The organism is Photobacterium sp. DA100 (assembly GCF_029223585.1).
Taxonomy (GTDB): Bacteria; Pseudomonadota; Gammaproteobacteria; order Enterobacterales; family Vibrionaceae; genus Photobacterium.
Genome location: NZ_CP119423.1, coordinates 2,885,613 through 2,912,503, shown reverse-complemented (window position 1 = coordinate 2,912,503; position 26,891 = coordinate 2,885,613). Strand labels below are relative to the sequence as shown.

The following is a 26,891-nucleotide window of genomic DNA, read 5'->3' as shown; positions in this document are numbered from 1 at the left end:
CGATAGTTCACTAATATATAATTTGCTTGCCATATCTTTATATTGTGTTATCACGGCATTTTTATTGACAGGTCTAAGCAAAAAAGTATTTATTAATCATAAAGCGATACTAATTTTACTTATCTACGTGTTTTTAAGCTTTATTTGGTCGTATGATAAGATTTCAACATTAAAAGCGTCAATGTTTTTGTTCTTATCAACCATATTGCTTATGGGATTACTGTATAAGAATCAATTAAGAAACAGCGCATATGCTCTGAAAAATTACTTTCTTACTGTTGTTTTTTTATCATCTATTTTCTATTTTGTTGGTATTGGCCAAATGGGTGAGCCGTACCCAGGTGTTTTGAATGGGATATTCCCTCATAAAAATATACTCGGTAGAGTATGTGCAATAGGTGTTATTTTTTTTGGCTGTTATTGGTATTCATATAGAAAAAATAAAGATATATTATATTTGCTGTTTTGTTTTGCTTTCTTGATATTGTCTGAGTCAAAAGGCGCAATATCAATTTTAGTTATATCTATTATAGTATTCTTTTTGGTATATAATTCATACAAAGGAAGCTTAATAAAGAAAATAGCAAGTATAACAATAATTGTATCTAGCTTTATTTTAATAAGTTATGTTTTAACTAATGCAGAAGTTATTCTTGAGCTATTAGGTAAAGATATTACACTTACGGGTAGAACTTTTCTATGGGATTTGGCTTTAGAGTATTTGAGGGATCAGTATATTTTTGGCTATGGATATGATGTATTTTGGACCTCGGTTATTGATTATAATAAACTAACAGCTTATGAAATCTATTGGGAAGCTCCACATGCACATAATGGATATTTAGATTTATTATTAGATGTTGGCTTTATTGGTTTATTGCTTTACTTATATTGCAATATTAAATTAATTAAAGATGGTATGAATGCGATTAAGAAAAGTGGTAGCAATGGTAAAGCTCTTTTATTGTTTTCAGTGTTAACATTGATTTATTTATTAGTTTCGTCATTTGTTGAAAAGTCATACTTTCAATATAATGATATTCAGTGGTGCTTTTTTATTTTCTCTTCTTTTTTTATTGATGAGATAAAGAGAACATAACATGTATAATATAGGTATTTACCGTAGTATATTTCCAGTTTATTCTGAGTCTTTTATTACAGAGCAAACAAGATTTCTTAATGAGTTTTCACCAGTCTTTATAACGAGAAATAAGAAATCAAATGAGTTTAAGAATACGCATTTAATAAACTCAGAGTATGCAAAAGTCCCTTTCGCCTTGTTTGGGTTTGGAATAAATAAACGGCTTTTAAATAATAAAATTGATTTAATTCATGCTCATTTTGGCCAGGATGCATTTTATGCTAGAAAGTTAGCAAAGAAATTAAATGTTCCATTTCTAGTAACATTTCATGGTCAGGATTGTACTGTATCAGATATACATAAGATTCGCTCTCTACAAATTAGTAACTTAAATTATCTTAAAGACAGAAAGAAAATATTCCGGGAGAGTGCGAAAATAATCGCGGTTTCTGACTTTGTGAAAAATAAGTTGATTGAGCAAGGGTGCCCTAAAGAAAAAATAATTACCCACTATATAGGGGTTGATTGTGATTTATTCAACTATAAAAAGAAAATAATTAATAAAAAGACAAAAATTCTTTGTGTTGGACGTCATACAGATAAAAAAGGCATTGATGATTTAATTGAAGCTTGTTCAATATTAAAAAACGAAGGGGTAATGTTTGAGGTTATTCAAATTGGTAAAGGTGAAGAAAACTATACAAAATATCTTGAGAGTTTAGTTTCAAAGTACAGTCTTAATGACTACTTTCACTTTATTGGTTCAGTAGAGCATAGTGAAATAAAGAAATATTTTCATAACTCAGATATTTTTTGCCTACCAAGCCGAGAGGCTAAAAATGGTGACTCAGAAGCACTAGGATTGGTTTTTAATGAAGCTTCATCAACAGGACTACCTATTGTATCAACAAAGCATGGAGGAATTCCTGAAGTGGTAATCGATGGGTTGAATGGTTTCAGCGTAAGTCCGAACTCGCCAATGGAGCTTGCAAGTGCATTAAAAACATTGATAAAAGATGAAGAATTAAGGAATACATTTGGTGTGGCCGGGTCTAAGTTGGTGAGTGACAAATTTAATTTAAAGAAACAAACGATTGAGCTTGAGAAAATTTATAAAAAAGTGGTATCAGAATGGAACGGTTATTAATTATTACACCTTGTAGAAATGAAGCTGAATATGCTGAGGTTACTTTAAAATCTATTTGTAATCAAACAGTTAGGCCTGATCTTTGGATCATTGTCGATGATGGTTCAACGGATGAAACTCCTAATATTTTAAAAAAGTATGAAGAGAGATATGATTTCATCAAGGTGGTTAAAAAGAACGATAGGGGAAGAAGAAATGTTGGCCCTGGTGTAGTCGAAACTTTCTATTATGGCTTAAATTCGGTTGATTATAAAAAATATCAATTTATTTGTAAGCTTGATTTAGACTTAGATATCCCAAATAAATATTTTGAAAGCTGTATACAAAAATTTAACAATGATCCTAGGTTAGGCACTTTTTCTGGTAAGCCTTATGTCAAAGATGGTGAGAAAGTTTCAATGGAACCAACAGGTGATGAAATATCAGTTGGTATGATTAAACTTTATAGAACTGTTTGCTTTGATGATATAGGAGGTTTTATTAGAGAGGTAATGTGGGATGGTATTGATTGTCACTTATGCCGATTAAAAGGGTGGAAAGCCCAAAGTTTAGATATTGAAGAACTAAGATTTATCCATTTAAGACCTATGGGATCTAGTCAAAAAAGTATTTATACTGGCAAGAAACGACATGGCTATGGTCAATATTATATGGGGACTTCTTTATTATATATGTTAGTAAGTGTGATATATAGATTGAAGTATAAGCCTTATGTATTAGGTTCTTTTTGTATCTTGTTTGGGTACCTTGAAAGTATGCTTAAAGGTTCCAAAAGATTTGAATTCCCAGGTTTCAGAAAGCATCTTAGGATGTTCCATCTAAGCTCATTATTTATTGGAAAAAAACGAACTTTAGCAAACATGAATAAGAAAATTGAACAGGAACTAAAATGACATTAGATAGAGTTAGTTTTCTCGGTTTGTCTATGTTTAACAATAATGTCTTTGAGGTGTGCGATTATATTGAGGAGAATGTTATTGGAAAAGGTTATCAATACCTAATTACACCGAATGTAGACCACTTAACTCGGCTTAATTATGAATATTCAGACGATTTCTATCAGGCTTATTTAAAAGCAAGTATAATCGTAAATGATAGTAGAATACTCTGTAAAGTATCTCAATTGCTTAAGGGGAACTTAACTAAATTTTGTCCTGGAAGTGATTTAACAGTTGAGTTATTAAGAAGAGTTAAAGATAAAAGGGTCTACATAGTTGGAAGTAACCAAAAGTCAGTAGATATTGTCCAAAAAAAATTCAAAATCAAAAATATTGATTTCTATTCACCTCCGATTGGTTTTATTGAAAACCAGCAAGAATGTAAAAAAATTGCTCATTTAATTAAAGAGTTTTCACCTGATTTAATAGTTCTCGCGGTAGGTAGTCCTCGACAAGAACAATTAGCACTTAAGTTAAGTAATGAAAATTTAAATGCTTTGGCTATCTGTGTTGGTGCTTCAATTGATTTTATTTCAGGAGATGTAAAAAGAGCGCCGTTAGTTTTTCAGCGATGTTCTTTGGAGTGGTTGTATAGGATTATTCAAGAGCCAAGAAGATTGTTTTTGAGATATTTTGTTTGTTTTTTTAGGTTGTTTAAGATTATTTATAGAGATGTTTTAAATAGAAAAACCAATGAGGCTTATTTATTTGACGAATAATTTAATTTCGTTTTTTTATTTTATAAATTTATACAATTAGGTCATATAATGAAAGTTAATGAGGAAATTTTACCAGTAATTCTAGCTGGAGGTTCAGGAACTCGCCTTTGGCCAATGTCTAGAACTCATTTCCCCAAACAATTTATTCCGCTTGTTAATAAATCTACGATGTTACAAGATACGGTTAGGCGTTTGCATAAAATTAAGCATATACCTCCATTATTTATTTGTAATGAAGAACATCGATTTATGCTTGCAGAACAACTGCGTCAAGAAAATATCAATCATAGCGGAATTTTACTTGAGCCTGTTGGTAGAAATACTGCACCTGCGATAGCTTTAGCCGCAATAAAATCTGTTGAGGAAGGGAAGGATCCGCTATTGCTTGTGTTAGCTGCGGATCATGTAATTAAAGATGTTTCAGCGTTTTCTGAGTCAGTTAAACAAGCAATACCATTAGCTTCTGAAGGAAATCTCGTGACTTTCGGTATTGTGCCTGATGCGCCAGAAACTGGTTATGGTTATATCAAAAAAGGTTCAATTAAATCAGTAAATTCTTACTCTGTCGATAAGTTTGTTGAAAAACCTGATCTTGCTACTGCAAAGAAGTATCTAGCTTCCGGAGAGTTTTTTTGGAACAGTGGCATGTTCCTTTTTAAAGCATCTCAATATTTAAAAGAGCTTAAAGAGCATCAACCTAATATTTTGTCAGCTTGTAGAACAGCATTTATGGGGGCGCATATAGATCTTGACTTTGTTAGGATTGACGAAAAGGCTTTTATTAGTTGTCCTGATAATTCAATTGATTATGCAGTAATGGAAAAAACTAGCGACGCTGTTGTTGTACCTATGAAAGCAGGGTGGAGTGATGTTGGCTCATGGTCAGCACTTTGGGAGGTTAGTGATAAAGATATATATGGTAATGCCCTGCGTGGTGATGTCTTAATAGAGAAAACTTGTAATAGCTATGTCTATTCACAGGATAGATTAGTTGCGGCTATAGGAGTGGAAGACTTAGTTATTGTTGATACAAAAGATGCAGTATTGGTGTCTCATAAAAATGAGGTGCAAAAGGTGAAAAGCATTGTGTCCTTATTAAGGGATGCCGGACGTTCTGAGTATTTACATCACCGTGAAGTATATCGGCCATGGGGAAATCATGATCATATAGCGGAAGGAAAACGTTATCATGTTAAGAAAGTAGTTGTAAAACCAGGACATCGAACTGCAACTCAAATTCATTATCATCGTGCAGAGCATTGGGTCGTTGTATCTGGAACAGCAAAAGTTAGACACGATGATGAAACTTATTTGGTTAGTGAAAATGAATCGACTTATATTCCTATTGGATGCGCCCATTCTTTTGAAAATCCAGGAAAAGTTCCATTAGAAATTATTGAGGTTCGTACAGGTTATTATCTTGATGAAGATGATATTGAACGCATTGAGTCAGTTGGAGAGGGGTACTAAGTAGTGTCTGTATTATCATGTTTTAAGGCTTATGATATTCGTGGTCAGTTGGGTGATGAATTAAATACCGATATTGCTTATCGAATTGGTAGAGCTTTTGGTGAATATTTGCAGCCTAAGAAAGTGGTTGTTGGTGGAGATGTCCGGCTTACTTCTGAAGAGCTTAAACTTTCATTAGCGGAAGGTTTAATGGATTCTGGCTGTGATGTCATCGATATTGGTGTGACCGGGACAGAAGAAATTTATTTTGCTACTCAGTTCTTAGGTGTTGATGGTGGTATTGAAGTGACTGCTAGTCATAACCCAATGAACTATAATGGTATGAAACTAGTTCGAGATGACGCTAAGCCAATTAGTGGTGATACGGGGCTTCGAGAAATTCAGCGATTGGCAGAATTAAATAACTTTCCTGAGCCAATAAAGAAAGGTACATACACTAGAAAATCAATATTAAAAAGCTACACAGATCATTTGATGAGCTACATTTCACCACAAAATATTAAACCAATAAAGTTGGTGATTAACTCTGGCAATGGTGCGGCTGGTCATGTAATTGATGAAATTGAATCTCGATTTGAACAGTCAAATATTCCAGTGGAAATTGTAAAAGTTCATCATAATCCAGATGGTAATTTCCCTAATGGTATTCCAAACCCACTGTTGCCAGAATGCCGAGAAGACACTACTAAAGCTGTGCTTGAACATCAGGCGGATATGGGAATTGCCTTCGATGGTGATTTTGACCGCTGCTTTTTATTCGATGAAAAAGGCCAATTTATTGAGGGATACTATATTGTAGGGCTTTTGGCCGAAGCATTTCTGGCCAAGGAGAAAGGTGCTAAAATCATCCATGATCCACGTTTGTCATGGAATACCATAGACATGGTAAGCAAAGCCGGTGGGATACCTGTTATGTCTAAGACAGGACATGCCTTTATTAAAGAACGCATGCGTAAAGAGGATGCAATCTACGGCGGTGAGATGAGTGCTCATCATTATTTTCGTGATTTTGCCTATTGTGATAGTGGGATGATTCCTTGGTTACTTGTTGCTGAGTTAATGTCACGGACTGGTTTGCCTTTGTCTGATATGGTTGAGTCTCGTATTGATGCTTATCCATCATCAGGTGAAATCAACTGTAAGCTGGATAGTCCCGAACAAGCGATTGAAGCTGTTCTTGAAAAATATAAATATGAAGCGCTACACATTGATTATACCGATGGAATAAGTCTTGAATTTTCAAATTGGCGTTTTAACTTAAGAGCCTCAAATACTGAACCTGTTGTTCGACTTAATGTTGAATCTAAAGGGAATAGGGAGTTGATGAAGGTTAAAACTAGCGAAATTCTTTGTCTTCTAAATAGTTAGCTGTTTAGGTTATACAATGTTGTATAAAATAAAATCACTATCAAATTTCGATATGATCATTGGAGCTTCATTAGCTTTCATTGTTAAAATTATTGCAGCAGTAGGTGCATTTTTATTAAACATCTTAATTGCGCAATTATTAGGTGCCGAACAGGCTGGGTATTTTTTCTTAGCGCAAGCTGTTATTTTTATTATTGCCGCAATAGCAAGGCAAGGATTTGATAATGCGCTTGTGAAATTTATTGCAGGGTACCGTGCTGTAGATAACCAGGTTTTTATTTCTGGGATTTACCAATATGCATTAGCTAAAATTGTTCCAGTGCTTATTGTATTTAGTGTTGCTATATGGTTGTGTAGTGACGTATTAAGTGTTTGGTTTTTTAGTAAACCTTTATTATCTCCGATTTTATCTGTTTCTGCCTTGGTGATTTTACCTCTATCTATTAGTCAGCTCCATGGTTTTTGCTTACAAGGTCAAAAACAAGTTGTTTTAGCTAGTACCTTTCAGTCTGCAGCAATGGCTGTTTTATCATTGATTATTATTTATGCTTTACAGCCTAATAGTGCAAGTGAAGCAATGTTAGGTTATGCGGGTGCAGGTTTTATAGTATTTTTGTTTTCAATTTTTGTATGGAATTATGGTCGTAAACCTAAACTATTTTTATTACCTATAGAAGAAAAAAAACATATTACTGATTCCGTTAAGCCACTATTTGTTATTTTACTCTTGGCACAGATAACGCAATGGTCTGGACAGTTAATGTTGGGAGCATGGAATAGTACAACGGATGTTGCTATTTTTGCTACTGCTCAACGTACAGCAATGCTAACAAGTTTTATTCTGATTGCCGTAAATTCGATAGCCGCTCCTAAATTCGCAGAAGCTTTTAAAAAAAATGATATACATAGTGTTAAGAATATAGCTAAGTTTTCCGGGCAGTTAATGACTATAGTTTCATTGCCTGTGATTATTATAATGTTGTTATTCTCAGAAAAATTAATGGGTCTTTTTGGTGAGGATTTTATTCAAGGGGCTAATATTTTACGTGTTCTTGCGTTAGGGCAGTTTGTTAATGTTATTACAGGTTCAGTTGGTTATTTATTACAAATGACCGGTCATGAGAATATACTTAGAAATAATGTTATTATATCTTCACTCATTATGTTGGTTGGCGGATTTATTGTTATCCCTGTTTTTGGGGTTTATGGGGCTGCATTAATTAGTGCTTTTTCAGTTGCAACTCAAAATTTACTTTGTGTTTATCAAGTTAAAAAAATGCTGGGTTTTAATACATTAAATATTTTTAGGAGTTAATGTATTACCTTTTATATTGTTAGAGGCAATAATATGAAGTACCAAAAAGGAGTTTTACAAAGTCGCCAAACGACGGTTGCCATGTTTACCCGTTTTGTGGACTCATTGGTTATTCTAGCGAGTTCAGTTTGGGTGGCCTACTATTTTGTCGAGCTTACCGATGCGGCAAATTATTTAGCGGCATTTATTGCGATGATGTCATTTTACGCAATCTGTGAACTTCAGCATTTCTATGTGTCGTGGCGTACCACGCCATTTCGTATGGAAGCTTGGCGGTTAAGTGTTAATTGGCTGTTTGCATTTTTGGTGGCCAGTAGTGCGGATTCTATGTTGGACTTCAACATGTTTTCCTCTATTACCCATCAGTTGACTTGGTTTGGTGTTACCTGGATTGTCTTATTGTTGTACCGCCGATTATTAAAAATGATACTACGTGCCGCACGTGGTCGCGGTTATAATACAAGGCAAGTAGCTATTGTGGGCGCCGGACGTTTAGGCCAAGAGCTTGCGAAACGAATAAATCGCTCGCCTTGGATGGGGCTCAACATTGTGGGACATTATGATACGTCAGATTATGTGGAATCAGACCATCCAGAACCAATTGCACGTGTCTTAGGTGATTTGGAGCAATTAGTATCGGATGCGAAAGATGGCATTATTGACAGGGTCTACATTGCGCTGCCTGTTTCTAAACAGGCGTACATTGCTAGCTTGGTGAATGAGCTAGCTGATACCACCTGTTCTGTGATGTATCTGCCTGATGTCTTCACTTTTGAGCTTTTGCACGCGCGAAGTGATAATTTGGGTGGTTTACCAGTGATTAGTATTTATTCTTCACCAATGGATGGTTCTAACCGTATTCTTAAACGGGCTTTTGACTTGGTGGTAGGCAGTTTAATCTTACTGTTGATCTCTGTTCCAATGCTAGTGATAGCTTGTGCGGTGAAGTGGACGTCAAAAGGTCCGGTGTTCTTCAAGCAACATCGCTATGGCATCGATGGTCACCCTATCAAGGTATGGAAGTTCCGTTCGATGAATGTGATGGAAAATGGCGATAAGGTCACGCAGGCCAAGAAGGGGGATAATCGCCTGACCCCAATTGGCGGTTTCCTGCGTCGTACATCTTTAGATGAATTACCTCAATTCATCAATGTACTCCAAGGCAGTATGTCAATTGTTGGCCCTCGTCCACATGCCGTTGCCCACAATGAAGAATACCGTAAGCTAATTAATGGTTATATGCTGCGCCACTTAGTCAAGCCAGGTATTACTGGTTGGGCCCAAATCAATGGTTGGCGCGGTGAAACCGATACCTTGGATAAAATGGAAAAACGCATCGAATTTGATTTAGATTACATTCGTAATTGGTCTGTATTCCTTGATGCCAAAATCGTTTTCCTGACCATTTTTAAAGGCTTCATTGATAAAAATGCTTATTAAGATTTGAGCTATCAGCTATCAGCTATCAGCTATCAGCTGAAAGTGTTGCAATTCCTTTAAGCTCTGATATTTTCTAGCTTTCTAGCTTTCTAGCTTTCTAGCTTTCTAGCTTTCTAGCTTTCTAGCTTTCTAGCTTTCTAGCTTTCTAGCTTTCTAGCTTCTTACATTCTTATTTTACTCTATATATTATGAACGAAAACATCGTCTGGCATGATCAAGTCATCAGCCACGAAGCGCGTGCTGCGCAGAAAAAACAAAAGCCGGTTATTCTTTGGTTCACCGGATTAAGTGGCTCAGGTAAATCAACTATTGCTAACGCAGTTGAAAAAAAACTGTTTGATAAAAATTGCCATAGCTACTTATTAGATGGCGACAATGTACGCCACGGCTTAAATAAAGATTTATCATTTAGTGATCTTGATCGCATAGAAAACATTCGTCGCATTGGTGAAGTGAGCAAACTGTTCGTTGATTCAGGCTTAATCGTGTTAACGGCTTTCATTTCACCCTTCATTGGTGACCGTCACCTTGTTCGTGAGTTAGTGAAAGATAATGAGTTTGTTGAAGTGTATATCGATACACCTTTGGCTGTGTGTGAGTCTCGTGACCCGAAGGGCTTGTACAAGAAAGCTAGAGCTGGAGAGATTAAAAACTTCACCGGTATTGATTCGGCCTATGAAGCACCAACTGCACCGGAAGTCCATGTCAAAACAGCAGAGCTGTCGATTGAAGAGTGTGCGGAGCAGGTTGTGAGTTATCTGGTTGAGAAAGGCTACATAATGGAGTGATCAGCTTTAAGCTGTCAGCGTTCAGAAAAGAGCTGTTCGCTTTCTTATCTTACAATCTTGACCAGAAACCTTTCTTCTTTAAATAATTCGCTGATCGCTGATCGCTGATCGCTGATCGCTAAAATTCAAAAGGGTCCCCATGTCCACCCATTACGACATTTTCAACGGTGATGCTGACGGTATCATCGCTTTGCTGCAACTTCGTCTTGCCCAGCCAAAAGAAAGTAAATTAATCACTGGTGTGAAACGTGATATCAAACTGGTTAAGCAGGCTAAGGCCGTCGCTGGTGATAGCTTAACCGTACTCGATATTTCTATGGAGAAAAACCACGAGGATTTGCAGCGGGTTCTTGACGCTGGTGCGTCTGTTTTTTATGCCGATCACCATCGAGCCGGTGATATCCCAGAGAGTGATTCGCTGGAGTCACACATTGATTTGGATGCAAATACCTGTACGAGCTTAATTATTGATCAATTGCTTGATGGCCAATTTCATCATTGGGCAATCGCTGCGGCGTATGGTGATAACTTGATTGCGATAGGTGATAGGTTAGCGGCTAAAGCTGGCCTTTCTCTTGGTGAGGCATCGTTCTTGAAAGAGTTAGGCACATTGATTAACTATAACGGCTATGGAGCAACCATTGATGATTTGCATTTTGCGCCTGCCGATTTATATCTAAAGCTATTACCTTATAGCTCCCCGTTTTCCGTTATTGAAGACAGTGAATCGCCATACCATGTATTAAAAGCCGGGTATGAAAGTGATATGAATAATGCGCAAGCTCTAGAGCCAATCGCCAATGGGAGTACAAGTGCCGCATTTGTCATGCCTAATGAGGCATGGTCTAAGCGCATTAGCGGTGTCTTTGGAAATGAGCTTGCCAATAAATCACCGGATAAAGCACATATCGTCTTCACGGAAAATGCAGACGGAACATTTACTGTTTCACTCCGCGCCCCTTTGAATAACAAGCAAGGCGCTGGTGATATCTGCAGCCAGTTCCCAACTGGTGGTGGCCGTGCAGCTGCTGCTGGAGTTAATGCATTACCTGCTGATATGCGTGATGCGTTTATCAAAGCGGTTAATGACTATTACAGCTAAGATTCCAGCTATCAGAAATTAGCTGTCAGCTATTAGAAACTAGCTGTCAGCTATCAGTTTAAAGCGATCAGTTCAGGGCTGTTATTCTTAGTCGTTGATAGTTTTATTTTAAGCTGTTGACGCTTTTTTAAATACAGCTCTTTCAAGCTATTACAGCTTACAGCTTACAGCTTACAGCTTACAGCTTACAGCTTCTAGCTCCCCAAATACCCCCAAATAAGGAAAAACAATGAGTACAGTTAAAAAAGCTGTCATCCCAGTCGCAGGGCTAGGCACACGCATGCTTCCGGCAACCAAGGCCATTCCAAAAGAAATGTTGCCAATCGTGGATAAGCCGCTTATTCAATATATTGTCAATGAGTGTGTAGCAGCAGGCATTAAAGAAATTGTGCTGGTTACCCATTCATCAAAAAATGCTATCGAAAATCATTTCGATACCTCTTTTGAATTGGAAGCAACGCTTGAAAAGCGTGTGAAGCGTCAGCTTTTGGATGAAGTACAGTCTATCTGTCCGCCAGATGTCACCATTATGCATGTGCGTCAGGGCCAAGCGAAAGGCTTGGGCCATGCGGTACTATGTGCCAAGCCTTTGGTCGGTGATGCGCCTTTTGCTGTGGTACTGCCCGATGTGATTTTGGATGAGTACACTGCCGATCAATCAGAAGAAAACCTTGCAGCAATGCTGAAGCGTTTTGATATGTCTAAAGCTAGCCAGATTATGGTTGAGCCTGTTCCTATGTCTGAAGTATCAAAATACGGTGTGGTCGACTGTGGTGGTGCAGAGCTTCATGGCGGTGATTCTCATGCGATGACGGCGATGGTTGAAAAACCTGCGATTGAAGATGCGCCGTCGAACCTGGCCGTGGTTGGCCGTTACGTGCTGTCTTCAAACATTTGGCAGAAGCTGGCGATTACCCCTCCTGGCGCTGGCGATGAAATCCAGCTAACCGATGCTATTGATATGTTAATGGCAGAAGAGGCGGTTGAAGCCTTCCACATGACAGGTAAGTCCCATGACTGTGGTGATAAGCAAGGCTATCTTCGTGCCTTTGTTGAATACGGCATGCGCCATGATAGTCTTGGTGAAGAGTTTAAAGATTACTTGAACTCGCTTTTTAATCCTACTTCACCTTTAAAAGCGGTGAGTTAATTTGTGTGGCGCCCTCGGGCGCCTATTTCGACTTATGATGACGCCTTCATTTATAGTTGCGTTGACGATTGTCTCGCTTTTTCTTGCTCTCATCTTTACACGGGTTAGGCCCTCGATCCTTTTCAGTGCGGTAGTTCTATTTTTCTATTTCCTTGGCTACATTGAGCAGGTAAGGATGCTTAGCTTCGGTGTCAACCAAGCAGTGATTACTCTGCTATTGCTTTTGGTCGCTTCTCTTGCCCTAGAGCGTACTCGGATTTTGGTTTGGGTTACGAAGCTTGTTTTTCGCTCAACGTTTAGAATGACGTTAGCCCGATTAGGTTTATTAGCCTCGCTGAGCTCTGCTTTTTTGAACAATACCGCGGTTGTTGCCTCTTTGATGGCGGGTTTAACCCGAAGTCAAGACTATTCTCCATCCCGCCTGCTGCTCCCGCTTTCGTACTTTGCCATTATTGGCGGTACATTAACCCTCATTGGGACATCAACTAACTTAGTGGTTAACGGCTTGCTGATAGAGCAGGGATATGCATCACTGCAGTTTTTTGATTTTCTGCCTGTCGGGTTGATGATTTTACTGGTCGCAGGCCTCGCGGTATATTTTTGTGCTTATCGTTTGCCCGATAAAGTGGTTAGTAATAAGCAACGCGGGGATTACTTTATCGATGCCGAGGTGCAGGCTGGAAGCTCATTGATTGGCAAGACTATTCAGCAAAATGGCCTGCGTGCTTTGGATGGTTTGTTCCTGGTCGATATCGTTCGGGATGGCCAGCTGATTTCTCCGGTCAATCCGCAAATGATGATTAAAGATAACGATAAGCTGGTTTTTTGTGGTGATGTCAAACACATATCACAACTGGAGCAGTTTGATGGCTTGTCACTGTTCGCCAATAGCAACGGCTTGTTGATCAGCAATTTGATTGAAGTGATTGTCAGTACAGAGTCCAGCATTATTGGCAGAACGTTGAAAGATACTCAGTTTCGCTCGCGCTTTGATGCTGCAGTGGTCGCGATTAACCGTAATGGTGAGAAGGTCTGTGGCAAACTAGGGGAACAAGTTATTTATGCCGGCGATAAGCTGGTATTGGCGGTTGGGCCAGATTTTGAAAAGCACCGTAATGTTGAGCGTAACTTTTTTATTATTTCTGGCCTGAAAGTCAAATCCCTTTTGCTGCCTTGGCAAGAAGCACTGGCCATTGGCGGTTTTGTCGCCATGATAGCTTTTGCGGCCACAGGTATTATGAGCCTATTTTCTGGATTGCTTATTTACGTTGCCGCTATGGTGTTAGCCAATGTGCTGACGGGGGCTAATATTCGCCGGCGTTTCCCATTTGAAATTTGGCTGATGATAGCCAGCGCCCTGTGTATTGCCGATGTGTTTACCAGCAGTGGATTAGCACTGCAGATAGCGAATATGGTAACAAGCGTGGCAGGTAACAGTGGCCCTTGGTTTGCCTTAGCGGTGATTTTTTTCATGACAATGGTGACCACTGAGATTGTTACCAATAATGCTGCAGCAGCCTTAGCATTACCTATTGCTTTGGGAGTTGCCGAGACATATGGTGTGAACTATATGCCATTTGTCATGGCTGTTGCCTATGGAGCTAGCGCTAGTTTCATTAGCCCGTTTGGTTATCAAACAAATTTGATGGTAATGAATGCTGGTGATTATAGAGTGGTAGACTTTATCAAAACGGGCTGGAAAGTATCATTGACTTACTCCCTAGTGGTGATTTTATCGACACCATTATTTTTCCCTTTTTAGATACTTTAAATTATTAATTAGGAAACACATGAAAATCGCAGTTGCAGGTACAGGTTATGTAGGCCTGTCTAATGCTGTGCTATTGGCACAGAATCATGAAGTTATCGCCGTCGATATCATCGAAGACAAAGTTAACATGATTAATGATCGTGTCTCGCCGATTGTTGATGCAGAAATTGAAGATTTCCTAGCGAACAAAGAACTAAATCTTACAGCAACGCTTGATAAACAACGAGCGTATCAGGATGCTGAGTTTATTATCATTGCAACACCAACTGACTATGATGTTGCTAATCACTACTTCAATACATCGTCTGTTGAGGCTGTGATTAAAGATGTGATGGATATTAACCCAAATGCAGTAATGGTGATTAAATCGACCATTCCTGTTGGTTATACCAAGCAAATTAAAGAACAGTTTAGCTGTGAAAATATTATCTTCTCGCCTGAGTTCTTGCGTGAAGGTCGCGCGTTGTTTGATAACCTTCACCCATCTCGCATTATTGTTGGTGAACAAAGCGAGCGAGCACAGATTTTTGCTAACTTACTAGTTGAAGGCGCGATTAAAGAAGATATTGAAGTGCTGTTTACCGACTCTACGGAAGCAGAGGCTGTGAAATTGTTCTCTAACACTTATCTCGCTATGCGCGTTGCCTACTTCAATGAATTGGATTCCTACGCAGAGTCCCACGGCCTTGATGCTCGTCAAATAATCGAAGGTGTTGGTCTAGATCCACGTATCGGTAGTCACTACAATAACCCTTCATTTGGTTACGGTGGTTATTGTTTACCTAAAGACACTAAGCAACTTCGAGCCAACTACCAAGATGTGCCGAATTGCTTGATTGGGGCAATAGTTGATGCAAACACCACGCGAAAAGATTTCATCGCAGACTCTATTATTAGTCGTAAGCCAAAGACTGTTGGTATCTATCGCTTAATCATGAAATCTGGTTCTGATAATTTCCGTGCTTCGAGTATCCAAGGCATCATGAAACGTATTAAGGCTAAAGGGATTGAAGTTGTGGTTTATGAACCCGTTCTTGAAGAAGAAGAGTTTTTTAACTCAACAGTGATTAAAGATCTTGAACAATTCAAAGTGATGTCAGATGTAATCGTTTCAAACCGAATGGCAGAAGAGCTCTCTACCGTAGCTGATAAAGTTTACACTAGGGACTTGTTTGGTTCCGATTAAATTAATTTTTGTTGAATGAATAGAAATCGGCATGTTTTTTAACAATTAAATTGCCGATTTCTTTTTGCAAGACTTACTGGGTGAAAAAAATAGCCTGATGTTTATTTGAAATATAAAATAGAAAATTTCACATGCTGAAACGATTGTCGGTATTAATTTACATAATAGCAATGCTATTTCTTTCACTAAAACCAGTAGGGCCTAAGATAATATCCATACCTTATATTTTTTATCTTCAGCATTTTATTGCCTATACGGCTTTTGTTATTGTTGTAGCCTATGCTGTTAATAACAAACAGGTGTTTTATACATCTTGCTCTGTAATCATTTTTTTTAGTGGTTTGATTGAAATCATTCAGCCTCGTTTTGGCCGGGAGAGCTCCATATGGGATTTTGTGGCAAATTGTTTAGGTGTTAGTCTAGGTATATTGGTTGTCTACTTGCTTCGTAAAGTTCGATGGCGTAAACATCAACGTCTAAGCTACAAAGTGAGCATAAATTGGTAATGCTATTTTTGATAGTCAATACTATGGGCTTGACACTCTTGTAGAGCCCATATAATTTCTCGCTTTCTCGCTTTCTCGCTTTCTCGCTTTCTCGCTTTCTCGCTTTCTCGCTTTCTCGCTTTCTCGCTTTCTCGCTTTCTCGCTTTCTCGCTTTCTCGCTTTCTCGCTTTCTCGCTTTCTCGCTTTCTCGCTTTCTCGCTTTCTCGCTTTCTCGCTTTCTCGCTTTCTCGCTTTCTCGCTTTCCCGCTTTCCCGCTTTCCCGCTTTCCTCTTTACTATTCGCCCACACCTCGTAAAATCACCCAGAACCCAGAACCCAGAACCCAGAACCCAGAACCCAGAACCCAGAACCCAGAACCCAGAACCCAGAACCCAGAACCCAGAACCCAGAACTCAGAACCCAGAACCCAGAACCCAGAACCCAGAACCCAGAACCCAGACCATGCTCAGAAAAATCCCTCTCATCCTTTACGCGCTGCTAATTCTTTTTCTCTCGCTCAAACCGACGGGCCCTGAGCTAGTCTCTATACCCCATATCGACAAAGTGCAACATTTCATGGCTTACGCCGTGTTTGCCATATTGGCTGGCTTTGCCGTACCAACCAAACGTAGTTTCTACAAATGTTGTTTTGCCATTGTGCTGTTCAGCGGCGCGATCGAGCTTATCCAGCCATCTTTCGGACGTGAGTGCTCGTTTTTTGATTTGCTCGCCAATTCGCTCGGGGTTAGCTTGGGTATGTTTGTCACGGCTTTGCTCCACAATCAGCAAAAGCGGTTGTGTGATTTCCTAAACTTAAGCTTGGATTAGAGTGATAATCTTTAAGTTCAGGCAAGCAAAGAGCGGAGTTTGTAGTGACAATTTTTGCTATAGCCAGAGTGATGTAAAGACAGAGCTGTAAGAAAGAATATGAATATTTTAGTTACGGGTGGGGCTGGGTTTATCGGCTCAGCAATGGTTCGCTATCTCATAAGCTATACAGATGACACAGTCATCAATGTTGATAAGCTTACGTATGCGGGATCCTTACGATCATTAGCTGACGTTGAAGGTAGCCCGAGATATGCCTTCGAGCAAGTAGATATTTGTGACAGAACCTCCTTAGAGCGTGTATTTAGCCGATACCAGCCAGATGCGGTGATGCATCTGGCAGCTGAAACGCATGTCGATAATTCTATCGATGGGCCTGCTGCATTTATTCAGAGCAATATTGTCGGGACCTTTACACTATTGGAAGTTGTCAGAGCGTATTGGCTTCAGTTGGATGAGGAAAAGCGCTTAAGCTTTCGCTTTCTTCACATATCGACTGATGAGGTATACGGCGATCTTGAACAAAATGGAGCACCGTTTACTGAAATGTCACCGTATGCTCCAAGTAGTCCATACTCCGCGTCAAAGGCCTCAAGTGATCATCTTGTTCGAGCCTGGCACCGTACGTACGGCCTGCCAATACTTGTATCTAATTGCTCCAATAACTATGGCCCTTATCAACACAGTGAAAAGTTGATCCCGCGAATGGTGGACAGCGCCCTTAATGGCAAACCTCTTCCCATCTATGGCGATGGGAATCAAATAAGAGATTGGTTGTATGTCGACGATCATGTACGTGCCCTTTATGCCATGTTGAAAAGGGGGAGGGTAGGTGAAACCTATAATGTTGGCGGTGCGAATGAAAGAAGGAATATTGATGTTGTAAGGCTAATTTGTAACCTATTGGAAGAGGTCGCTCCAATGAAACCTAAAGGGATCAATCGTTACGAAGACTTGATCACTTATGTTTCGGATAGGCCTGGCCATGATGTGAGGTATGCTATTGATTTTAATAAGATTAAAAAAGAGCTAGATTGGGAGCCACAAGCTGATTTTGAGGAATGCCTCTATAAAACAATTTGTTGCATAAATGAGGGAATAATAGATAAGGCATAATGAACATTGATATGCAATGAGCTTTATTCTTATAAGCGAATCTTTCTGTTGTTTTATGTTTTAATGCACCTTATAATTGTAAGATTTTTACTTTCTGCTGGGTTGGTTGTGGTTTGCTGGAATTATTAATACTAATAAATTTTGTTGTATCATTAGTGTTGTTAGTAAAGTGCGTTGGTTATACGTCTAATAAGGTTTATAATTCGACTGTATTATATTACCCTGTGTTCTTTATTTTCTTTCCAATTCATTCTTTTTTGGATTTGGTTATTGGTTACCCGCAGCTAAAAGATTCAATCTTAGCGCTAGAAAATGTGCTTCAAATACCTGAAGCGGAGTGGATTTATCAAATTTTCATATTCACTCTGAATATTGTTTTTATGCTACTTATATTAGGTAAGAAAGAAGACTTTATCATTAAATCTATAAGAATAAATAAAGTTGTTGAGGTTATGTTATGGTGTGTGGCTGTAATAGGGCCTATAAGTTTATTGACTGTAAGTGAACCTAATATATATTTTGTTTATGGGAAAATTAGAGAGTTTATAGGGCAGTCTCCATACTCTGAGTATAGTCGTGTATGGATTGCGACAACTTTTTCATCCATGTCTGTTTTGGCTTTAAGATTTTTCTATGGTGAGGAAATTAAATTAAAAGCTTCATTGGTATTATTCGTTATACTGTTGCTGGATATATATCTTAATAATAAAAGATTCATTTATGGCTTTTTCGTTATCTATGCGGCAATATCTTACCTTTATGGGAAGAAAAGCTTTATAAACACGTCCAAAATATATATATCTATTGCTTTGTTCTTCATTGTATATGTTTTTTACTCATTTAATTATAAATATCAATATGAAGTGACATCTTCTGAAGTCTATGCGTCGACTAGGCATGAGTTTGGGCGAGATGATGTGATGAAATATGTTATCAATGAAAAGCTTATAGAAAAAAAACAGATGGTTGAATACCCAGGTCAAACTTACTTAAGTATTGTATTGGCATTTGTACCTCGGAGTATCTGGGTTGAAAAGCCATATCCATATGCCCAATATCTTACTGGGAAAATACTGTATGGTAAAACAGGTCCAGCTTTAGCCGGGTGGAATATTACGAATAGCTTATATGACGAAGCGGTTTCTAACTTCGGATGGGCTGGTTTTGTTTTGATCCTGATCTTATTACCTGCTTTTTTAAAATATATAGATAGTAATAAAAACATTATTATTAAAATATCAATGTTAATGATGCTTGTTTTTTATACAATGACTAATGTTAACTGGTTTTTACCTTTAGTGTATATTTTAGCATTTATTATATTTTTGAGATTCGTTCTAGAAAATATAGGAAAGCTTTGTGTCTTCTTAAAGTTAAACGAGAGTAAATAAAGTGAGGATTCTGAAGTTTTTTAGCTATACATTCATTTCTGCAATAATTTATGCATTAACTCAATGGGGTATAGTCTCTGCAATTAGTCATATTAAAGGCGTAGAGTGGGTTGGTGTATATGCATTTGCTCTTTCGCTTGTTTTACCGATCAACATGTTCTTTAACTTTGGTGTAAGACAACTGATCTCTACGGAGAAAAATGATGTTGATATTAACAGCTATTGTTTATCTATTCTGGTATCACAGGCTTTAGGGCTTTTGGTTTGTATTGCATTTAGCTATCTCTTTTATCAAGAATATTTATATTATGTAGTTTGTTTATATGTGGTGAAAATTTGTGAGTCACTAGCGGAGACTGTATATGGCTATCGCCAGTGGCATGATAACTATAGAGCTATTGCAACATCAAAGATATGTCGTTCGATACTGCTTTTTGCATCTATTTCTGTATCACTTCTTGCTGGGTTATCGCTGTTGCAGTCAGTACAAATACAAGTTATAGCGGCCGTTATTTCAATTTTCTTACTTGATGTAAGAAAAGTAAGTGTAAAGTCTGGGCAGATATTAAAACAACAATTTTACCTATTGGGCCTGCCTTTGGCCGTTGCTGCTACATTACTTTCAGTGAAAACAATGTTTCCTCGTTTTTTCATGGAATATTATGCAAGCAACTTTGAGCTTGGTGTGTTTGCGTCAATGATGTATTTTGTGAGTGCCGGTGGCTTAGTGATTACTGCTTTTTCACAGGTTTTAGTACCGATAGTCGCAAGAACTAGCAGAGAGAAAAAAATCAAGGTCATTTATGGCGGATTTTTAGGCTCTCTTCTTCTTGGAAGTGGCTTGTCACTATTTATCTATTTATTTGGTGAGTGGGTATTTAAAGTGATTTATGGAGATGGTTTTGTTGTTAATCATTCTCAATTGCTTTACTTGCTATTAATAATTACGACGACATTTGTATCATCATATCTAGGTTACATTGCAAGTGCACTTAGAGTTCTGAAGCAGCAACCGTTGATTTATATATTCATCATTCTTGTTATGTTTATTGCATTCTACTTATTGAAGAGTTTTATATCAGTTGTTGATAGTATTTACTTAGTTGTTATTGTTGGTAATATCGTTCAATTCTTCCTTCTTCTTTATTTAGTCAAAATAGGATTAACCGATGAAAGTAGCTCACATTCTTAAAGCATTAAACCCCGGGGGGATTGAAGCTTGGCTTAAAGATTTATCTTACGTAGATAAGAATGAGCTGTACTACCTGGTTCAAGATGAGAATGAAGGCTTTTTTGACCGTGAAGTTGAAAAAAATGATGTTAAAATAATCAAAACGCCATTCCGCAATGGTCTGATTTCATATTCAATTTTTTTATATAAATTCTTTAAAACCCAAAAAATTGATGTAGTCCACTCACATGTTAACCTTTCATCGGGTTGGATTTTATTTCTTGCATTTCTTGCTGGGGTAAAAGTAAGAATTGCCCATTGCCATAATGACAAACGGTCAGAATACAAGAACGCTAAAGCGATAAAAAAAGCATACTTTTTAGTGATGAAGCTTTTTGTCAACATCTTTGCGAATGAAAAAATTTCAGTAAGCGTTGATTCGGCAAAGTCGATGTTTTACTCAATGGATAATGTGAAAATTATTCCATGTGGACTTAGTTTTAAAAGAAACTCTAGCTTAACTAAGAGTGAGCTTGGGTTGTGCGAAGATGATATTGTTCTCACTCATATTGGGAGATTTGTCGATCAAAAAAACCATGATTTTGTAGTTGAAATTCTGTCACATATGAATAATGAGAAAGTTAAATTACTGCTTGTTGGCCAAGGAGATAAAGAGCATGCTATCAGAGCGAAAGTGATGGAGCTTGGTCTTCAAGAAAGAGTTTTTTTCCTAGGGATAAGAAATGATGTTAATGAACTTCTTCATGATGTTTCTGACTTTTTTATCTTGCCATCTAAGTTTGAAGGTCTTGGCTTAGTAGCAGTCGAGGCCCAGTCTAACAATGTTTATACGCTAGTTTCTCAGGCTTTACCGGATGATGTTAAAATTTCTGATTTTATTGAGTTTTTAGAGATAGAATATCCAGAAGAGTGGGCTAATAAGATTAAAGAGTTAATTTTGAAGGATATGCATGAGCAATCAAGAATGATGACATATCATAATGAGAGATTCACAATTCAAACAAATATGGAAAAAATAAATAAGGTATATAAAAATGAATGGTCGTAATTTATTTAAACGATTGAAATTTGTTTTCAATGTACTTGATAAGTTAATAGGATTGCTACCTTTTTTTATTCGTTCAGCTATGTTTTCTCTATTTTCAGGATTTCCTGGAAAACTAGGTGTGGCGATCAGATATGTGCTTTTACGTTCTTTGGCTCGGAGTTGTGGTGAGAACGTTTATGTTGGTCGATGGTGTACAATTAAGAATTTTGAATGTTTAAATATTGGCAGCAATGTTAGCCTTCATGAATATTGTTACATAGATGCCAAAGGAGAATTAAACATTGGGGATAATGTATCAATAGCACATGGTTGCTCGATCCTTACTTTTGAACATACTTTCGATGATGCAAACCTTCCTATCAAATATCAGGAATTAAAACTGGCTGCGGTTTCAATCAGTGATGATGTGTGGTTGGGCTGTGGTGTAAGAGTACTGGCGGGTTCCGTTATCGAGGCGAGAACTGTAATTGGCGCTAATTCAGTGGTGAGAAATACACTAGAAAGTGGCGTATATGTAGGTTCACCTGCAAGGAAAGTAAGGCCTTTATAAAAATGAAATTACTATTTGCTCACGATCATGTTTTTTACTTGGATGATATGGGGGATTTTTATTCGCCAGGTAAGCTCAATAATACTAGCTTTGATCGGTATTTTGACTCTTTTTCTTCAGTAACAATCGTATCACGTTTTAAAAAGTGTAATGATCAATCGCTATTGTCGACGTTTAATAAAATTGATCGTGAAGGTGTTAATTTTATTCCATTTGACAATTTATCAAACCTAAAAAACCGATTTTTAAAATACAATCATTATAAGAAATTAATAAAAAGTATTATTAATCAGCATGATGGTGTGGTTGTAAGGCTACCAAGTGAAATTGGTTTTCTGGTTGCTAAATGTGCTTCAGAATTTAATGTACCTTATGCTACTGAGGTTGTCGCTTGCCCCAAAGATGCCATGTCGGGATTTGCAACGCTTAAGTCACGCCTTTACTCTCCTATTATTGTCTCGGAGATGAAAAAAGCAGTGTTTAAAGCGGCTGGAGCAATTTACGTAACGAGTGATTTTTTGCAAAAGCGATACCCATGTAGTGGTTTTGTCAGCTCAGCATCTAATGTTGAAATTTCGGAGTCGGTTGATAGAAAAATTATTGACAAGATTAGCACAAAGCAGTGTGTTGATATTGCATTAGTCGGAAATCTAGACAGTTTTCATAAGGGGTATGATACCGTTTATGAAGCAGCAAAGCTGCTTGATACAGGAAGTCGGCATTATAAATTCCTACTTGTTGGGCCTGGCCAACATTTTAAAAGATCGTTTCATACTGAAAATATCGTCTTTTCATACCCTGGTGCGATGAAGCTTGATGAAGTTGTCAATCTATTAGACTCTGTTGATTTATACATACAGCCGAGTAACCAAGAAGGCCTTCCAAGAGCGACGATTGAAGCGATGAGCAGAGGCCTTCCAGCTATTGTCAGTAATGCTGGAGGCTTACCTGAGTTGATTGATCATAATTTTGTTCATGAGGTTGGTGATCACCGAATGTTAGCTACACTTATCTGTCAATTGACAAATGATGATAGGGTGTATTCTGAACAATCAAGCAAGAATACAAAAACAGCTAGCCAGTTTATTCGGGATAACTTAAAAGAGATACGTGCTAATTTTTATGCTGATTATGCATTGTGTTTAAAGTAGAAATAGTGAAACTCAAATGGCGAATATTGTAATATCAGCAAATACCAGTTGGTATTTGTATAACTTCAGAAAAAATACTATTTTAGCACTTATTAATGCAGGTCATAGCGTTACTGCTGTTTCACCAACAGATGGCTATTCTGATAAAATAGAAGAATTAGGTGCTACTTTCCATCATATAGATATTGATCAAGGTGGAACTAACCCGATAAGAGATTTTATTACGTTTGTAAACTTCGTTAAAATCTATAAAAAAAATAAATATGATGTTATTTTGAACTTTACACCAAAAAATAACATTTATAGTACGCTTGCTGGTCGTTTACTGAAAGTTAAAGTAATTAACAATATAGCAGGGCTTGGTAGCTTATTTATTAATGAAAGTATCACTTCGAAGATTGCTCGCTCATTGTATAAGCTAAGTCAAAAGCATGCTGATTGGATTTTCTTTCAGAATAATGATGATTTAACGCTTTTTTTAAACAACGGTATAGCAGACGAAAGCCTCACGGAGCGTTTACCTGGCTCTGGAGTTGATCTTTGTCGTTTTAGCGTAAAACCTGCCGATGACGATGGAGTGATTCGCTTTTTACTTATTGCTAGGATGTTACGTGAAAAAGGAGTTTTACATTATGTTGAAGCTGCAAGAGTTTTGCGAGCTAGATATGGAGTTAAAGTCGAATTTAACCTTTTAGGCTTTTTAGCGGTAAATAATCCATCGGCTATTTCTGAGCCAGAAATGCAATCGTGGGTAGAAGAAGGGATTGTTAACTATTTGGGCGTTTCGGATTCTGTGGAACAAGAAATAGCCCGTGTTAATTGTATGGTATTGCCTTCTTACTATCGTGAAGGAGTGCCTAAATCTCTTCTTGAAGCCGGGGCTATGGGTAAAATAATAGTTACAACGGACAATGTTGGTTGTAAGGAAACGGTGGATGATGGTATCAATGGATTTATTTGTCAGCCAAAATCTACTGATAGCTTGGTTGATGCATTAGATAAAGTTATCCTCCTTTCGAGTGAGGAGCGTGAAGCTATGGGGCTTGCAAGTAGGTATAAAATTGAACGTGAGTTTGATGAAAAATTAGTAATAGATAAATATTTAAGCCGAGTAGAAATGTTGTTATCGTAATTTTAGGCGAAAGCACAAGCAGTGCTTTCGCCTTTTTATTACCTATTTTTTTTCAAGTATACGGTTAGAAATCTTTTTAATAGTGCAATGAAAATGCTTACAACGATACCGAATAATGTTGCAATTAGAACAATTAAGCCTCGTTTGGGACTGTCTTTATACAGTGGTTGAGATACTTCGTTCATAAATCTATATGTTTTAAAGGATGCATCAGTATCTCTCGAGTAATTATCCAGCATCGTGATTTTAGCTGTGTATTCTTTTATACGAGGTTCAAAAATATTTAGATCATCTAGGTCTAGTTTGCTTAATATCTTATATTTTTCACTCAGTGCTTTCGAGCCAATATGAATAGAAAAAATTTCATCATTTTGTTGGGCTATTGTATTGATTGGCGTGTTAATCCCAGCTGCTTCTGCAACCTGTAAAGCAAGTTGTGTGCGTTTTTTTTCAGTTTCTAGCTTTGACTGAATCTGGGTTTGAAGCAATTTTATTGAATAATCTAATTCTGCTCTTTTTTGTGAAATCAAACTATCAATATTGAGCTCTGTTTTTTGAATAACTTTTTTATTGGTAAACTCGATATACTTATTTAACAAATCAGTACTGGTCGTACTATCAAATGATTCAAATGCTAAATTATATACATTCTTTTCATTTCTTTCCTGGGCTGCACTAAACTTGTTTGACCATGTTTGAAGCTCTTTTGTCGATGATGAACTGTTATTATGTTCATTTACATACTTTTTAAATGTCTCATTATTAGATAAAAACTCCTTTTTATTATCTAAGGAGTTAAATTCATAGATGAAGTTTTTTAACAATTCTTTTGATTCTAATAAAGCAGTAAATGGGTTTTCAAATCTTGTATTAGCTGCATTTTCTGCCGTTTCAAATGCAGGTAAAAGTTTCGCTGTTTGCTTTTGAAGATCTGCATAATCATATAGTAATGGTGGTAATACTTTGGCTTTTGACGTCCAAGTCTCTTCTACTGTGTTTACATATAAAACTGCAGCTACTGCAAAAAGACCCGTTACAACTAGTACGGTTATTTTTTCATGCCATAATGTTTTAAGAATCAGTAAGAAATCAATTTCTTTATATAAACTATGTTCTTTTTTTGAGCTTCTGACGGCTTCACTTTTAGCATTGTCTTGGCTTTTCAAAACTTTCACCACTCATTAAAACCTAATGGTTTTCCTATGTTAACTGTAAAGGTTAAATTAATATTAGATAGACGTTGTTTTTCTAATAGCTGCAGTAATTTTCCAGATATTAGATAAGATGAGCAAATATAAAATAAAGCAAAAGATAAAACTCCAAAACATGATGTATTCAGGGATGTTTACCATCTCACCATATATGCCAAAAACAGCAAAACCGGTAGCAATTGTGCATATTGTGATTAATGTTTGAACAGAGTTTAAACCAAGTCTTTGGAAAATATGGTGAAGATGCTCGCGATCTGGTTTGAAGGGGGAATCGCCACGTCGGATACGGCGGATCATAATGGCAGCCATGTCCATCAATGGAACCGCGATCAGCCATAGCGCCGTTACTGGACGCAGTGGCGGCCTTGTTCCACCTTGGCTAGCTAAAAGAAGCATCCAAATGACAGTAAAACCAATAAGCATACTCCCTGCATCACCCATAAAAACTTTTCTCTTACGGCCAAATGCACCAAGGTTAAGTAAAATGTAAGGTATGATGGCAACAATAATGATGAGCAATACATACGCTAGCGAAGGCTTGCCATCAAAGTGTAATATGTATGCAAGCCCCCCGAAAGTTACAATAGACAAACCACCAAGCAAACCGTCGATTCCGTCTACCATATTAAACGCATTTATCGCACCAATAACTGCGATAATGGTAATAACGTAACCTAGAGTACCTAGTTTTATATGGCCAAAGCCCATCAAGTTACCTAATGTATTTAATTCAAGGCCAGCAAAGTAGATCATGCAGATTGACAGAGCGCCTTGAAGTAGCATTCGAACTTTAAAATCGACATCAAACTTATCATCAAGTGCTCCAACCACTGTCAAAGTGACTATACAAAAGATATATAGGCCTGAGTCATTGAGCACTTCGGGCTTGTAGTACAGAAATTGAGCAAGGCATATGCATATGGCGATCCCACCGACAAGTGGAACAGAGCCTTCGTGATGTTTTCTTGCATTAGGTTTATCTACAAGGCCAATGCGCTTTGCGAACCTTCTTAGAAGAAATAAAGCTGTCAGTGAAGAGAAAAAGACGAAAAAAAAGTCAGCAAACATTGGATACTACTAGTTGTTGTGTTTAACCATAATTAACCAATTTTAACAAGTTTTACAGGGTTACAGAAGTCAAAAGAATGATCTTGTCGTAACATCTTACAAAGATTTAGCCTTATTAGTTTAAGGATGAACGACTTTCTTTTTTATGCTTATGATTTAAAAGCGCATTATCAAGATACCTTCGAGGCATTTTATTTAGTTTCTTGAAAATAAACAAAAATTTATCATAATATTTATATTTATT

At 37.4% G+C, this 26,891-nt stretch carries 24 protein-coding genes; 22 read left to right on the top strand and 2 right to left on the bottom strand.

Annotated features, from left to right (window positions below; all coding sequences use genetic code 11):
* Window positions 1-64 precede the first annotated feature (64 nt).
* From PTW35_RS13240 to PTW35_RS13135, 22 genes are all read left to right on the top strand, one after another.
* On the top strand, window positions 65-1,099 hold the full coding sequence (locus PTW35_RS13240; protein ID WP_281025389.1) for an O-antigen ligase family protein: 1,035 nt from the start codon (window positions 65-67) through the stop codon (window positions 1,097-1,099).
* Window position 1,100: 1 nt separating this feature from the next.
* The gene (locus tag PTW35_RS13235; protein WP_281025388.1) at window positions 1,101-2,228 is read left to right on the top strand and encodes a glycosyltransferase; all 1,128 of its coding nucleotides are present in this window, start codon (window positions 1,101-1,103) and stop codon (window positions 2,226-2,228) included.
* Window positions 2,213-3,121 carry a glycosyltransferase family A protein gene (locus PTW35_RS13230; protein WP_281025387.1) on the top strand — a complete coding sequence of 303 codons (909 nt, stop codon included), beginning with the start codon at window positions 2,213-2,215 and terminating at the stop codon, window positions 3,119-3,121. The genes PTW35_RS13235 and PTW35_RS13230 overlap by 16 nt, the downstream gene beginning before the upstream one ends.
* Window positions 3,118-3,885, top strand: a complete 768-nt coding sequence (locus PTW35_RS13225; protein WP_281025386.1) for a WecB/TagA/CpsF family glycosyltransferase — start codon at window positions 3,118-3,120, stop codon at window positions 3,883-3,885. The genes PTW35_RS13230 and PTW35_RS13225 overlap by 4 nt, the downstream gene beginning before the upstream one ends.
* A gap of 48 nt (window positions 3,886-3,933) precedes the next feature.
* Entirely contained in the window at window positions 3,934-5,355 is a 1,422-nt protein-coding gene (locus PTW35_RS13220; protein ID WP_281025385.1) for a mannose-1-phosphate guanylyltransferase/mannose-6-phosphate isomerase, read from the top strand.
* Window positions 5,356-5,358: 3 nt separating this feature from the next.
* Entirely contained in the window at window positions 5,359-6,723 is a 1,365-nt protein-coding gene (gene cpsG, locus PTW35_RS13215) for a phosphomannomutase CpsG (RefSeq protein WP_281025384.1), read from the top strand.
* Between the two features lie 16 nt (window positions 6,724-6,739).
* Entirely contained in the window at window positions 6,740-8,038 is a 1,299-nt protein-coding gene (locus tag PTW35_RS13210; RefSeq protein ID WP_281025383.1) for an oligosaccharide flippase family protein, read from the top strand.
* Between the two features lie 33 nt (window positions 8,039-8,071).
* Window positions 8,072-9,478 carry an undecaprenyl-phosphate glucose phosphotransferase gene (locus PTW35_RS13205; protein WP_281025382.1) on the top strand — a complete coding sequence of 469 codons (1,407 nt, stop codon included), beginning with the start codon at window positions 8,072-8,074 and terminating at the stop codon, window positions 9,476-9,478.
* Between the two features lie 188 nt (window positions 9,479-9,666).
* Window positions 9,667-10,266, top strand: coding sequence for an adenylyl-sulfate kinase (gene cysC / locus PTW35_RS13200; RefSeq protein ID WP_281025381.1), 600 nt, complete (start codon window positions 9,667-9,669; stop codon window positions 10,264-10,266).
* A 139-nt stretch (window positions 10,267-10,405) separates the two neighbouring features.
* Window positions 10,406-11,368, top strand: coding sequence for a DHHA1 domain-containing protein (locus PTW35_RS13195; protein WP_281025380.1), 963 nt, complete (start codon window positions 10,406-10,408; stop codon window positions 11,366-11,368).
* Window positions 11,369-11,597: 229 nt separating this feature from the next.
* A complete protein-coding gene (gene galU, locus PTW35_RS13190) occupies window positions 11,598-12,518 on the top strand; it encodes a UTP--glucose-1-phosphate uridylyltransferase GalU (protein WP_281025379.1) in 921 nt (306 codons plus the stop codon).
* A 34-nt stretch (window positions 12,519-12,552) separates the two neighbouring features.
* Window positions 12,553-14,280 (top strand): SLC13 family permease, encoded by a 1,728-nt coding sequence (locus PTW35_RS13185; protein ID WP_281025378.1) that lies wholly within the window; start codon window positions 12,553-12,555, stop codon window positions 14,278-14,280.
* A 28-nt stretch (window positions 14,281-14,308) separates the two neighbouring features.
* Entirely contained in the window at window positions 14,309-15,475 is a 1,167-nt protein-coding gene (locus PTW35_RS13180; RefSeq protein WP_281025377.1) for a nucleotide sugar dehydrogenase, read from the top strand.
* A gap of 131 nt (window positions 15,476-15,606) precedes the next feature.
* Window positions 15,607-15,981, top strand: a complete 375-nt coding sequence (locus tag PTW35_RS13175; protein ID WP_281025376.1) for a VanZ family protein — start codon at window positions 15,607-15,609, stop codon at window positions 15,979-15,981.
* Between the two features lie 441 nt (window positions 15,982-16,422).
* On the top strand, window positions 16,423-16,788 hold the full coding sequence (locus PTW35_RS13170; RefSeq protein ID WP_281025375.1) for a VanZ family protein: 366 nt from the start codon (window positions 16,423-16,425) through the stop codon (window positions 16,786-16,788).
* 99 nt (window positions 16,789-16,887) lie between these two features.
* Window positions 16,888-17,904 carry a dTDP-glucose 4,6-dehydratase gene (gene rfbB, locus PTW35_RS13165; RefSeq protein ID WP_281025374.1) on the top strand — a complete coding sequence of 339 codons (1,017 nt, stop codon included), beginning with the start codon at window positions 16,888-16,890 and terminating at the stop codon, window positions 17,902-17,904.
* 257 nt (window positions 17,905-18,161) lie between these two features.
* Window positions 18,162-19,295 carry a hypothetical protein gene (locus PTW35_RS13160; protein ID WP_281025373.1) on the top strand — a complete coding sequence of 378 codons (1,134 nt, stop codon included), beginning with the start codon at window positions 18,162-18,164 and terminating at the stop codon, window positions 19,293-19,295.
* Between the two features lies 1 nt (window position 19,296).
* Window positions 19,297-20,487: a hypothetical protein gene (locus tag PTW35_RS13155; RefSeq protein WP_281025372.1), complete on the top strand. Its 1,191-nt coding sequence runs from the start codon at window positions 19,297-19,299 to the stop codon at window positions 20,485-20,487.
* Window positions 20,465-21,535 (top strand): glycosyltransferase, encoded by a 1,071-nt coding sequence (locus PTW35_RS13150; RefSeq protein ID WP_281025371.1) that lies wholly within the window; start codon window positions 20,465-20,467, stop codon window positions 21,533-21,535. Before PTW35_RS13155 ends, PTW35_RS13150 begins: the two co-directional genes overlap by 23 nt.
* Complete coding sequence (locus tag PTW35_RS13145) at window positions 21,522-22,085, top strand: acyltransferase (protein WP_281025370.1); 564 nt, start codon at window positions 21,522-21,524, stop codon at window positions 22,083-22,085. The genes PTW35_RS13150 and PTW35_RS13145 overlap by 14 nt, the downstream gene beginning before the upstream one ends.
* A 2-nt stretch (window positions 22,086-22,087) precedes the next feature.
* Entirely contained in the window at window positions 22,088-23,236 is a 1,149-nt protein-coding gene (locus tag PTW35_RS13140; protein WP_281025369.1) for a glycosyltransferase, read from the top strand.
* Between the two features lie 16 nt (window positions 23,237-23,252).
* Entirely contained in the window at window positions 23,253-24,368 is a 1,116-nt protein-coding gene (locus PTW35_RS13135; protein ID WP_281025368.1) for a glycosyltransferase family 4 protein, read from the top strand.
* Window positions 24,369-24,406: 38 nt separating this feature from the next.
* Here PTW35_RS13135 and PTW35_RS13130 read toward each other — a convergent pair whose 3' ends face one another.
* Together PTW35_RS13130 and wecA are read right to left on the bottom strand one after the other, a co-directional pair.
* Window positions 24,407-25,534 carry a Wzz/FepE/Etk N-terminal domain-containing protein gene (locus PTW35_RS13130; RefSeq protein WP_281025367.1) on the bottom strand — a complete coding sequence of 376 codons (1,128 nt, stop codon included), beginning with the start codon at window positions 25,532-25,534 and terminating at the stop codon, window positions 24,407-24,409.
* 63 nt (window positions 25,535-25,597) lie between these two features.
* On the bottom strand, window positions 25,598-26,647 hold the full coding sequence (gene wecA / locus PTW35_RS13125) for a UDP-N-acetylglucosamine--undecaprenyl-phosphate N-acetylglucosaminephosphotransferase (protein ID WP_281025366.1): 1,050 nt from the start codon (window positions 26,645-26,647) through the stop codon (window positions 25,598-25,600).
* Window positions 26,648-26,891: the final 244 nt, after the last annotated feature.